The sequence below is a fragment of the Congregibacter sp. genome (genome assembly GCF_047617445.1).
GTDB lineage: Bacteria > Pseudomonadota > Gammaproteobacteria > Pseudomonadales > Halieaceae > Congregibacter.
The window spans coordinates 34,216-45,922 of the sequence record NZ_JBLGBE010000022.1; the positions used below are offsets into that span (position 1 = coordinate 34,216).

Consider the following 11,707-nt stretch of genomic DNA (forward strand, 5'->3'; position numbering starts at 1 on the left):
ACGGCGAGAGCCCTTACGTTTCTTGGTCCTGCGTCCCTACTCCCCTCTCCCACTGGCACGTCACGTCACGTCACGTTCGGGATAGGTTCGGACTCGACCTCAGGCCGCGTCGATGGCAGAGAAAATTGCTTACCTTTCTTCACCGTGCTGCGAGGGCAGCGACCCTCTCCTCCATCCTGATAATCGATAGGTCGTAGGTTCAAGTCCTACTGGGCCCACCATCTTTCTAATTTTCATAGGCTTATGGCCGCACTGACCACTCGACTATGGGTGCTGACTCATAGACTGGAGTCGGTAGGTGAGCGACCTCTCTGCAACATCCACAAATGCGACTTGCATCCGTAACCAGGCAGAGATAGCCCATTCCGGGGTATTGGCAAATTAACTTCTCTTGATCTGAGAAATCTGCTCTCCACGCTCAAGCTACTGCCCGGCTCAATTCAGCGAACGCATTCATCCTGAGATTGCCGTAGTGCTGAGCACGGACTAAAGGCCTACCGAGATTGAACAGATTACTGACTGCGGCATGTGCGGTGACAAATCTCCGAGCCTGACCAACAGACTTGAACTTGCGCCTCCCTCGCTCCCGCACCCTGGTCGCCTCATGAGATTGCTCTGCCCGATTATTCTCATACTGTTGGGTAATGTGGATCGTATCTGGAATTAGCTTTCGATGAGCTACTCCATAGCTTCGCAACTTATCGGTCACGATCTTCCTGGGCTCCTCACCATGTGATCTGAGCAACCGCCTGAAGAAGCGCTCAGCGGCGGCCCCATCTCGCTTTACCTGCACAGATACACATCAACGACTTCGCCCCGTCCTGGTCTACGGCTCTCCACAGGTAGTGTTGCTTGCCGTTGATTCTGACGAATACTTCATCAATGTAGAAGGTGTCGCCGTAGCCCCGATGCTTTCGCTTAAAGCGACGTGTATAGATGGCTCCGAACTTGATACACCAGAGGCGAATTGATTCGCGGGTGACGGTTATACCCCGTTCAGCGAGCGAGTCTTCGATATCGCAGTGACTGAGATTCAATCGATAGTAGAGCCACACTGCATAGGAAATCATGTCGGGTGGGCATCGGTGGCGTTTGTAGGCATTCATTCGCCGAGTCTACCAACTTCGGGCTGTTAACTTGCCAGTACCCGGGCGAGGAAAGCACGCTTGTTGTCCAAAGGGGTTGTTAACAGCGCTATGGGTCACGCGTCGGTCTTTGACCCAGCCAACACAGGAGGCTCGGGATTCCAGCCCGGATGGCGGAACACGTACCCCAATGCCGAAGCCAAATTAGTTGCGCGCTTCACATCACGAAAGATCACGAGGTACTCCTTGAAATTAATGATCAGCGGATTGTGCGATGTGATGGGTTTGTCGAGCCCATAGATCACCCTTTCTTCCTCTGGCTCGAAGGTTCCAAAAAGCCGGTCCCAAACAATCAGAATGCCGCCGTAGTTTTTGTCAACGTACCGCGCATTCGTTCCATGGTGGACCCGGTGAACAGAAGGCGTGTTGAACACCTTATCTAGCCACCCGAGCTTTCCTACCTTCTCGGTGTGAATCCAACTTTGGTATGCAACGACGATCACCAACCCGACAACCGTTTCCACCACACTAAAACCAAGCAGAATCATCGGGATAAAAAACAGCCACTCAATCAGCCCATCCATCCACGAGACACGAAGTGCTGTGGTGAAATTGAATTCCCGTGACGAGTGATGCACGCTGTGGTTCGCCCAAAATATACGGACTTTGTGCTCACAACGGTGCATCCAGTAGTAAGAGAAATCAGCCGCCACAATAGCGGAGGGCAAAATCCACCAGCCGTGTGGCAGTTCGAAACTGACGAAGGGGGTTATTAACACGAGCCCAATGATGAACGCGACCCCATAAATCGTCCGCTCCAACAATACAGTCACCACTGCGATCACAGAATTCGCAACGGTATCCCCAGGAAGTTTTCGCTTACCTCTTACAGTATCCCAAACGGTTTCAGAGACTAGTGCGATAAGGAACGCAAGACTCGAAAATTCGACGACTTGGAGCAGCGACGCATATGAAGCGAACTCTATTTCAATCAGATCCATGTTGGTTTCTCTTGTATGTGTTTACGATGGCACTCAGGCTGGTGCGTGATTCTTCTCTAAATTTTCCGTGGTTTACCGAACAAGCCGAATGCTGTACGGGCCGTCCTTGTCTGTTCCTGATTGCGAAACCAGATATCCGCCTAATGCGTCACGGGCGATACACGCCGTGCGGGTATGATCCTTCGAATCAATATCGACTCTGAGACACCGATATTTTTTTCCACCTGTTACCACTACGTCTTCCCGTGGGTCAGTGACGGTTGTCTTATTGATTTCCAAAGTTTCCGTATTGAGCACTCGGTACTGTTGTTCGCGTGCGTTCGGCTTGAGGTCAGACAGTGCTGCAAAAAAACCATCTTCAGTTGTGTCAAATTCGTTCATCGGAATGAGTGCCGATCGATCACTGTTGGTGCTTAACAAGTCAGTGATAAGACCGAGATATGGTATCGATTGCGACGCCACTCCCATGGCGACATCGGTAAGCGCCTTATCCTCCAGTTGCGTCTCAGTATGTATTTGCTCGGTGCGTAGCCACAGCTTCCCGTCGACTCTCCGACCAGTCGTCAGAAAATGCTTATCGTTTTCGTGAATGTTGTGGGTGTAGTCCTGTATGCCAATCTCATCGTGAGCGACCTTGCTGTCCACGGTAAATGAATAGGACTTCCCGCCGACTTCAAAATGCAACGCAACCACCACCGACTGATGACTAATTAGCGCATCCCCTGCCATCGCCTGTTCGCGAATCACTTCGATAGTCCCGATAGAAGAACCGAAAGCAGAAACTACGTAACTATTTTTTACAGGTGTAGTAACTAAAACATCTGCATTACTTGAGCTGGAAAGCATGATTGCGCACACTTGCAAGATGATTGCGAAGAACGCCTTGATGGGTTTTGTTCGGCCGAAAATCTGAAACTGAAGTAGTAGGGTCATAGGGGCTCCGTGCTGCCAAGGAAAATCGACCGATACGTCGATTGGCTGATCGATAACGCTTGAGTTATTTCAAGAGCGCAACTGTAACGATCGCCACGGGTGCTTTCAGTCAGAGACCGTGTGGCTTTGTCAGGTTTTGTTGCGTTACGGTAAGCGGAGGCCCTACGTCTATTCGGCTGGAGGCACCGGCAGCGACACGTAGAAACGTGCACCGCCGATAGGCGAATCGTCGACCCAAATTCGCCCGTTGCACTTTTGAACAAGCAGAGCAGCGATAGCTAATCCCATGCCGGTATCGCCGGTGATCCGCGATCGACCTTTTTCGGCTCGCCCAAACGGCATAAAGACTTTTTCGCGGTCCTCAAAATTAATGCCTGCCCCATCGTCTTCGATGGTGGTCAGGGATTGATTTCCTTGCACTTGCGTAGAGATACGAATCCGATGTTTCGAATATCGAATCGCATTCACAAGAAGGTTTGAAAACACTCGTTTGACTGCGTCTCTAGTCGCCAATACGGTCGAGTCTAGCGGTACATCTACCTCTAGAGCGCGTCCTTGTGTTGGGCATTCATCGGTCACTTCTTTAATCACGTCGAGCAGCGCGATCGCAGTGAGCGCCAGCGGTTCACCTTGAAACGAGAGACGGGAGAGCGTGAGCGTCTCCGCCATGATTTTCTCGAGCATAGTGAGATCCTCATCCGACTCTTCAAGGTAGGCCCTCGCTGATCCCGGAGTATTTTCCCGCAGAGCCAGATCATTTGCCATCCGCAACCGAGTCAGTGGGGTTTTCAACTCGTGGGAAATCGCATGCGTCATGACTTGCTGCTCTTGAATCTTCCGCTGCAAAGCCATGGCCATGCCGTGCAGGTCGCTAGCCAATTCTTCTAACGGCACAGGCGCCGAAAGTAGAGAACGTTCATCTAGTTTTCCGTCGGCATAGGCGCGTGCCACCTGACTCAGGTCCGTAATTTTTCTGGCGATTGGCCGCAGTGTAAAGAAAAGAACTAGCGGAGTAGCAACGAATAGCAATGCAAGCAACAGTATGTCATCCAGCCCATAGCTTGACTCGTACGTGTGTGCATAGCGAATCCAGTTTGAGTCCCCTTCACTAATCGCATGCAAAGCCTCTACGGTATCACCACGGAATGTAGAGCTGGTGTGGTTGATGATGGGAGACTCCATATCATTGCCCACGTCGACGAAGTCGATTTGGTAATCCAAAAACGACTCTACCCGTGCGATAGATTTCGGCCAGCCGGTCTTCGGCGTTACTTGTAAATCCCTCACAAGGACTGCGTGTGCCCGAGTCGTTTCTTTGGCATGCCGCTGTAGCAGTTGATCTGTATAAGAACTGACTCCGACATAGATCAGAAGTGCTAGCCCGATGACCAAGGTGAGCAGTAAGAATGCTGTGATGCGAACAAACAGTGAATGCATGTCAGAGGAGTAGGTAGCCACGTGCGCGTAATGAACGAATGTACTTGGGTGGGTTTTCTGAGTCGCCTAGCTTCTTCCTTATGCCCGCGATTTGCATGTCAATCGAACGATCCATTCCGTCGTAGGAACGTCCCAATACTGACTCGAATAACTTGTCTCGTGTCACTACTTCACTCCGGTTCAGTGCCAGCGTCCAGATGACTTCAAATTCCGTCTCTGACAGAAGGATTTCCTCTCCACTGCGTCTGACTGTTCGCTGGGACCTATTTAGCAGCAAAGCGCCTGCTTGAATTTGTATCGGGGCAGCTCCGCGTTCTACCCGTCGTAAGTGTGCATTGATTCGCGCTACCAAAACGGGAAGTCGAACTGGCTTACAGACAAAATCATCAACGCCACTGTTTAACGCCATCAACTCATCTGACTCATTTTCACTAGCTGTGAGCATCAAAATGACGCCGCGAAACGCAGGTCGCACCGTGTCGCAAACTGCGATACCGTCAATGCCGGGCAGCATCAAATCCAGCACTACCAATTCAGGTGATTGTGCACGAATAGCCTCTACTGCATCTTCGCCCGTTAAAACGGACTCTACGATATGGCCTTCAATTTGAAGATAACGCTTGATAGTGCGAGCGATTTTATCGTCATCTTCGACAATCAAAATGCTGGCCATAAAGGCACCCTAAGAGAGAAATCACGCAGTCGTAGTTCGAACTAGAGTTTAGCACCGCAGTCCGCTGTCATATCGTTTACGGCTTAGAAACCTGTCATCTGAAGGTGCTTTTTGTCATGAACTGTCAGGGCAGAGCCTCTGCAGGTTATTAATCCTGCACTATGCGTATGGGCATCTCTCGTAAGAGGAATATTGGTTTATGTTGAGAAGAGCAAAATACTGTCTTTATATATCCCTAATGTGGCTTGCCTTGATCTTCTACAGCGCCGCTGCCGCGGCCGAAGAGGTGTTCTTTCACAATGGCGACAATCGGCTGGAGGCTGTCCATTTACTGCCGACGCATCCCACAGACTACAAAGGCGTTATCGTGTTTGTTCATGGGGATGGCCCTCTCAACTATCAGGCTGAAGGCTACTACCCGTTGATATGGAATTTTCTGCGCAAACGGGGTTTTGCCATATTCAGCTGGAGTAAACCCGGAGTGGGCGCATCATCCGGTGAGTGGCTGGAGCAGTCGATGCTGGACAGACAATCCGAACTGCGAGCAGCCATTCATTTTATTCGAAAAAAATACGGTTATACGGGGAGGCAGACAGGGCTTTTGGGATTTAGCCAGGCCGGATGGGTTGTACCAGCAGTTGCGAATGATAATTCCGAAATCGGATTCGTTGTTGGTATTGGGTTTGCAATCGATTGGATAAGCCAATCGTGGTATTTAGGTGAGCGACGACTTATGTCAGAGGGCAAAACGCCAGCGGAAATTGATTCTGCTTATGAGCAACATCTCGAAGAGATTCGCAGACTCAGGGAAGGGCAGGGGTATCGGCAATTTCGGAAACAGAATATGGAGGCACCAAACCTGATGTCCGAACAGCGATACGGCTTTGTCGCAAAAAATTTCGAAGTCAACGCTTACAGTGATTACAAAAACCTTAGACAGCCGTTGTTGATCTTACTGGGTGACCAGGACCTAAACGTAGATATTTTTGAAACCGAAAAGAAGCTAACTAAGCTTTTTCGGGATCGAGACAATTTGCAGATATCGATCATCCGAAATGCTACCCACGGACTGCTGAGGGCAAATAGTTTCAATCAGCAAACGCCTGGGCTTTTGTTTTGGCTAAAGCTAATGTGGGAGGGTGAAGCGGCCCTGGCGCCAGGTTTTCTGCCAGCTTTAGGCGAGTGGATCAATCGTCAAGGGGTTTTGATCGGCGATAGATCCCTTTCAAAGACAGATGAATCAGTCCCTGTGGAAAATCCCTAACGCATTGCACCAGCAGTAATAATGGGTGTAGCGGGATACGGCGCTGCGAAGTTCATTCGCTCAGGCGCTGCTCAAGATAACGTTAGAGCTGAGCTAATTGAATCGTTGACGCCTCGACTCAGTGCCATAAGAGGAAACCATCCCGAAGACTGCGCTGACCTTGACGAGCTCTCCCAGCTTGCGGCAGTTTGTGTGGCAGGTGGGTTGATCGATGAAAACTCAACAGACCGCGTGATGGCGTTGGTCGAATCGGTAGAGATGACACCAGAACTTGCCATCTCTCGACTTAAGGCGATGGCCCTCGAGGCAGAGCTCATAAGCACATCCAACCATCAACCGACATCTTGAGCTAGAGATTGGTTCGGGTTCACTGTCGGGAAGCCGCAGGAACATTCCTAGCTACTGCCCCCCATGCGGCCCGCTGCGCCAATATGTCCTAGTACGCCGTCAGCAGCAAATGCGCATCGCGGGCGGGAGGCATTCTCGAAAGCGGCCGTTCAGCCTCAAGTGGATTGCCCCCTTCGCAACTCGAAGCATTCGTTTTATCTCAGGATCAATTTCGGCTGCATCCACCTCGTTGAGGACATTAGCCCAGCGTCAGGATTCTTTACAGTCAGGCTCATGGCTCGAATAGGCGAAATAGGTAAATAACAGCTTTACGTGTCTATTTTTACTATGAGCATGAAAATTGCACAGGATTTGCGGTGTTCTGCGATTTTCTCTGTTAATAACGACTTATGGAATGATGAGATGAAAGTTTTGAAAGTATTGATTTTAAGTCTGTTAGTAGGCGGATTCTGTCAGATGGCCAATGCAACGGTCATCTTTGATTGGGTTTGCACTGATGCGGGGGCTGCATGTAACCCCACCGGGCAGGTCTTCGAAGGTGAGATAGCTTTCGCTGATTTGGGTTATGCACCAGGGGGGAGCTTTTCCGATGCCACCACAGGAATTGAGTCATTCCTGTTTACCTTCACACTTGGGCTTGCCCCCGGCGCGGCATTTGGGCCGTGGTCACTGGATGAGTCTGTTGACCTCCTCTCAAATGTTAATTGGACGTTTTCGGACGACGGCGGGAGCATAACCACTTTGACAGGGAGTAGGGAGTTTCCGGATTGGTTTTTCCGCTTCCCGGATTTGGGTGATTCACTGGTGGTTTCACCCTTTCTTGCGACCGTTAATTTCAACTACGTTGAGATTGGAGAGTGGAGGAAGCGCGGAACCGTTGTCCCTACCCCACCCACAATAGCGCTCTTGGGTTTAGTTTTGGCTGGACTTGTCTGGAGTCGCCGGAAACGTCATAACCACGGTTAAACCGCACAGTCCCGCTGTCGTCCAACGAACCCAGCGGGTGAGATAATCATCAAGCGCAGCGGCTCCTTCGGGGGCCGTTTGCTTTTGCTCATAAAGCCGATGCATTTTCTCTACCGCGTTAGCTATCGTCTTTGCCGCCAGTTGTAGACCTGTTCGGCCGAAGTGATAACCCAAAAAATCAAATCCTTTGTCAATACGCCCGATAAAGGTCTTATCGGGGTGTTGCTCCAATCCAAGCGCATTGAAGATTTCGTTTAGCTGCCTGATGGCTCTGCGCAGTCCCCAGCGTCGCTTGCTCATGATCAAAATGTCATCCATGTAACGCACGTAGAACACGCCCTGCTGCTCCAATGCTTCATCCAGTCCCCCCAGAAAGAAAGCACCGAGTAAAGGACTCAACGGGCAGCCGCGGGGCACGCCCTGATTGATATCCCGAAACAAGCCGCCCCGTTCTACGCAGCGGTGCATGGACTGCCATAGCAGATTCAGGGTAAAGCGATCCTTGATGTAGACAGCCAGTTTTTCCAGCATCAGGTGGTGGTTAATGGATTCATAGAACGACTTCACGTCGGTGCGCATGACAAACTCGTTAGCAGCGAGATGTTCTTGCACATCACGCACTGCGTACTTCAGCCCGCCATTGCCGCTTACATGAGTGCAGCGAGGAGAGATAGGCAGGAGCGGTGTTATTGCCAGCGTCAAGGCTTTGAGCACTAAAGCGTCGCCAGAACGCCATAGATGAATCACCGTACCGTCGGCCTTGGTGATGCGCTGTAAAGGCGCAAAGGTGTAATCGCCCTCTGCGATGGATTGCATGATCCACGCTCTTTCCGATCGCCAGTGAAAGCGCAGATGCCAGATATCGGCATTGTCAGGATGGTTGCGACGCTGCTGGCATAACCCCAGGTAGGCATCATCAATGTGTTTTGCGTTGATCACTGCTCCAGCCTAGCTTTAAGACCCTTGCTAGGCGGAAGCGGTCTTTTGTGGGGGAATTACGACGGTCGCGTGATGGCCGGTTTTTGACTCTCGAAAGCCGCAGATCGGGGCCTGCTGAACGTCCGCTTTTACTGCCAGGCACTAGATAGACACCGACAACACCCTTCGACCAATTCGGGAATCGTTCGGTGTTCGGTACGGCGAAAGCCCTTACGTTTCTTGGTCCTGCGTCCCTACTCCCCTCTCCAACTGGCACGTCACGTTCGGGATAGGTTCGGACTCGACCTCAGCCCGCGTCGATGGCAGAGAAAATTGCTTACCTTTCTTCACCTTGCTGCGAGGGCAGCGACCCTCTCCTCCATCCTCATAATCGATAGGCCGTAGGTTTAAGTCCTGCTGGGCCCACCATCTTCGTGTTTTATATAGCTTTTCTATGCGCTTGACCGATCGACTGTGGATCGGTGGGCGAAGCATAGTGGCCGGTCATAGCCGCAGTCAGGCAGAAGCTGAACGGCCAGATGCCGTCCAATGCGCCAGATACAGCAGGACCGCCACCTTGCCTGCTGCTACGAATGAACATATACAGCGGCTCCGGCTCACGATCGGTGTCATCACAGCATGCCTCCCAGAGCAGAACGCAACTCAGACGCAGCCTGCGAAGTTAGCAGCCACAACAGCCCGGCAACATTACCGACAACGGTCACCCAGAACACAATGCGAAATGGTTGCTTGCGAGTCTTGTGACGGAACCAGTGGCGGGCAATCCACCCACCCGGCCAACCACCAATCAGTGACAAAAGGTGCAGGTTCTGCTCGGCGGTACGCCAACCACCGCGCTTTGCGGCTGATTTGTCGATGTAGTAGGCGAGAAACGTCACGATACTCACTACGGCGTAATACGGCAGCAGCACCAGAAGGCCCTCGGTCGAGAAAATTCCGACGGCAACGACCATCAGGAACAGCGCTGCGACGACTGTTGCGAGCACCACGCCATCATGGTTCGCTTCGCGCTGCTTCGGCACAGACACCCCGGCGAGCGTCGCCTCTACGGCGCGTGGCTGACCTTTTTCATCGCCGGAGATGGTGTAGGTCACCACTGTTCCTCTTTCCGGTCGACATCCACGATAGGAAAAGGCGCTGATGTGAATAAACAGGCGTGCACCGCCGTCAAAGGGTTCGATAAATCCGAAGCCCTTCTCATCGTTCCAGGTCGTCAGCGTGCCTTTACCGCGCATTGTAGACTCCCGAATACCGCGAACCGCAGTTTGCTGTTCGGTGCAGGGACACCGTACATACAGGCCGACAAGTCACACTCTTTCCACGGCATCGAGCGAGCCCTCCAAATGGTATTGGCAAATTAACTTCTCTTGATCTGAGAAATCTGCTCTCCACGGTCAAGCTACTGCCCGGCTCCATTCAGCGAACGCATTCATCCTGAGCTCGCGGTAGTACTGAGCATGGACTAAATGCCGGCCGAGCTTGAAGAGATTAAAGACGGCAAGATGTGCACCCAGAAATTTGCACGCGTGACCAACTGATTTGAACTTACGCATCCCTCGTTCCCGAACTCTTGTCGCGTCGTGAGATTGCTCCGCCCGGTTATTCTCATACCGATTTGTACTGTGAATCGTCTCTGGAATCAGTTCTCGATGTGCGACTCCGAAGCTTCGCAATTCGTCGGTCACAATTTTCCTGAGCTCACCGCCATGACGTCTCAGCAAACGCGTAAAGAAACGCTTAGCAGCGGCACCACAACGCCTTGATTGAAGATATACGTCAAGGACTTCACCACCTTGGTCGACTGCTCTCCAGAGATAATGCTGATTGCCGTTTATCTTGACGAAGACTTCATCGATGTAAAAGGTATCGCCATAGCCGCTGTGCTTTCGCTTAAGGCGGCGGGAATAGATAGCTCCGAACTTGATGCAGGGCCTGCCCCATGAGCGTAGCGAGTGCTTTGGGTACCACAGGCAGATTGCTCCTCGGCTGACCGTGATGCCTCGTTCAGCCAGTAGATCCTCGATATCGCGATGGCTTAGATTGAAGCGATAGTAGAGCCAAACGGCGTAGGAAATGATATCGGGCGGGAATCTGTGGCGTTTGTATGTATTCATCCATCGATTCTAGCAAGTAGGGCGAGTTAACTTGGCAGTACCCTTTATCTAGGTAGATCACAATGTCTACTTAGATAAATCCTTCGCTGCATAATCTGTTAAACAACGCTTTAATATGTGTTGGTCCAATTTCACAGCAACCACCAATAATTGATGCCCCGTTTTTGGCCCATGTCATAGCGTGATCTGCATATTGTTCTGGGCTCATGTCTTGTCGAACTTCTAGTTCTTCGACAGTATCGCCGGGATATAATGAGTCTACCGATAAAAAACCATTAGCATACGCTCCGATCTTATGATGTTTCATTTTCAAGAACGGCCAACAAGCAGATATTGCTTCAGGCTGACTGCAGTTTAACAAGGTTGCTTGGGTATCAAATGACTCAAGTGCTAGAAGGGCATCAACTAAGGATTCTCCACCACGTAATTGCCCAGGATGTTCATCACTGACCGTTAATGCCACCCAAACAGGTTTACCACTTTCAAGTGCGGCAGTGCAGGCGGCACGTGCCTCGGTTATTGACGACATTGTTTCGCATATAAATAAATCGCTAGCCGGTGCTTGGAGTTCAACAAGTTGACGGTAAGTAGCCAGCGAGTCTTCGAAGGATAAGGATACGTCAGGACGATAACTAGCAACCAATGGGGGCAGGCAGCCCGCTATGGCTACAGTATTGCACTGGGCCAATTCTATTGCTTCTTTAGCTGCATTCATGGCGTGCTGATGAAGGTTTTTTAATTGACTGAATTGGTTTTCTCGTCTTAAGCGTTGCGGTGTCGCAGTATAGGTATTCAGGGTGATGACGCGAGCACCGCTATCAATAAACTCACGATGCAAATCTCTGACTAGCATTGGCTCGTTCAACATGATGTCAGCAGACCACATAGGAGTAACTACACGTGAGCTTCTGCGCAATAATTCTTGCCCCCTGCCTCCATCAAGTAAT

The 11,707-nt window shown here is 51.1% G+C and carries 11 protein-coding genes and 1 pseudogene; 3 read left to right on the plus strand and 9 right to left on the minus strand.

Annotation, left to right across the window (positions count from 1 at the left end):
- Window positions 1–418: 418 nt before the first annotated feature.
- The 5 genes and pseudogenes from ACI9KD_RS07435 to ACI9KD_RS07455 form a co-directional block, all read right to left on the minus strand.
- Window positions 419–1,106: pseudogene (locus ACI9KD_RS07435) on the minus strand (IS6 family transposase).
- Window positions 1,107–1,201: 95 nt separating this feature from the next.
- Entirely contained in the window at window positions 1,202–2,086 is an 885-nt protein-coding gene (locus tag ACI9KD_RS07440) for a sterol desaturase family protein (protein WP_414980527.1), read from the minus strand.
- Window positions 2,087–2,158: 72 nt separating this feature from the next.
- Entirely contained in the window at window positions 2,159–3,019 is an 861-nt protein-coding gene (locus ACI9KD_RS07445) for a hypothetical protein (protein ID WP_414980528.1), read from the minus strand.
- A gap of 168 nt (window positions 3,020–3,187) precedes the next feature.
- A complete protein-coding gene (locus ACI9KD_RS07450) occupies window positions 3,188–4,477 on the minus strand; it encodes a sensor histidine kinase (RefSeq protein ID WP_414980529.1) in 1,290 nt (429 codons plus the stop codon).
- The gene (locus ACI9KD_RS07455; protein ID WP_414980530.1) at window positions 4,458–5,129 is read right to left on the minus strand and encodes a response regulator transcription factor; all 672 of its coding nucleotides are present in this window, start codon (window positions 5,127–5,129) and stop codon (window positions 4,458–4,460) included. The genes ACI9KD_RS07450 and ACI9KD_RS07455 overlap by 20 nt, the downstream gene beginning before the upstream one ends.
- A gap of 367 nt (window positions 5,130–5,496) precedes the next feature.
- On the opposite strand from ACI9KD_RS07455, the gene ACI9KD_RS07460 reads away from it, so the two are divergent.
- From ACI9KD_RS07460 to ACI9KD_RS07470, 3 genes are all read left to right on the plus strand, one after another.
- Window positions 5,497–6,393: an alpha/beta hydrolase family protein gene (locus ACI9KD_RS07460; RefSeq protein WP_414980531.1), complete on the plus strand. Its 897-nt coding sequence runs from the start codon at window positions 5,497–5,499 to the stop codon at window positions 6,391–6,393.
- A gap of 21 nt (window positions 6,394–6,414) precedes the next feature.
- The gene (locus tag ACI9KD_RS07465; protein ID WP_414980532.1) at window positions 6,415–6,741 is read left to right on the plus strand and encodes a hypothetical protein; all 327 of its coding nucleotides are present in this window, start codon (window positions 6,415–6,417) and stop codon (window positions 6,739–6,741) included.
- 402 nt (window positions 6,742–7,143) lie between these two features.
- On the plus strand, window positions 7,144–7,707 hold the full coding sequence (locus tag ACI9KD_RS07470) for a PEP-CTERM sorting domain-containing protein (protein ID WP_414980533.1): 564 nt from the start codon (window positions 7,144–7,146) through the stop codon (window positions 7,705–7,707).
- On the opposite strand, the gene ACI9KD_RS07475 is transcribed toward ACI9KD_RS07470, so the two are convergent.
- The 4 genes from ACI9KD_RS07475 to ACI9KD_RS07490 form a co-directional block, all read right to left on the minus strand.
- On the minus strand, window positions 7,654–8,646 hold the full coding sequence (locus tag ACI9KD_RS07475; RefSeq protein WP_414980534.1) for a reverse transcriptase domain-containing protein: 993 nt from the start codon (window positions 8,644–8,646) through the stop codon (window positions 7,654–7,656). The genes ACI9KD_RS07470 and ACI9KD_RS07475 overlap by 54 nt on opposite strands.
- 611 nt (window positions 8,647–9,257) lie before the next feature.
- Complete coding sequence (locus ACI9KD_RS07480; protein ID WP_414980535.1) at window positions 9,258–9,881, minus strand: DUF1294 domain-containing protein; 624 nt, start codon at window positions 9,879–9,881, stop codon at window positions 9,258–9,260.
- Window positions 9,882–10,040: 159 nt separating this feature from the next.
- The gene (locus ACI9KD_RS07485) at window positions 10,041–10,760 is read right to left on the minus strand and encodes an IS6 family transposase (protein WP_414980536.1); all 720 of its coding nucleotides are present in this window, start codon (window positions 10,758–10,760) and stop codon (window positions 10,041–10,043) included.
- 70 nt (window positions 10,761–10,830) lie between these two features.
- The coding region (locus tag ACI9KD_RS07490) for a homocysteine S-methyltransferase family protein (protein ID WP_414980537.1) at window positions 10,831–11,707 on the minus strand (877 nt) is incomplete at its 5' end.

Coding starts and splice junctions, on each gene's coding strand:
- ACI9KD_RS07440 (WP_414980527.1), bottom strand. CDS start 2,086: ATGGATCTGATTGAAATAGAGTTCGCTTCATATGCGTCGCTGCTCCAA.
- ACI9KD_RS07445 (WP_414980528.1), bottom strand. CDS start 3,019: ATGACCCTACTACTTCAGTTTCAGATTTTCGGCCGAACAAAACCCATC.
- ACI9KD_RS07455 (WP_414980530.1), bottom strand. CDS start 5,129: ATGGCCAGCATTTTGATTGTCGAAGATGACGATAAAATCGCTCGCACT.
- ACI9KD_RS07465 (WP_414980532.1), top strand. CDS start 6,415: ATGGGTGTAGCGGGATACGGCGCTGCGAAGTTCATTCGCTCAGGCGCT.
- ACI9KD_RS07470 (WP_414980533.1), top strand. CDS start 7,144: ATGAAAGTTTTGAAAGTATTGATTTTAAGTCTGTTAGTAGGCGGATTC.
- ACI9KD_RS07480 (WP_414980535.1), bottom strand. CDS start 9,881: ATGCGCGGTAAAGGCACGCTGACGACCTGGAACGATGAGAAGGGCTTC.
- ACI9KD_RS07485 (WP_414980536.1), bottom strand. CDS start 10,760: ATGAATACATACAAACGCCACAGATTCCCGCCCGATATCATTTCCTAC.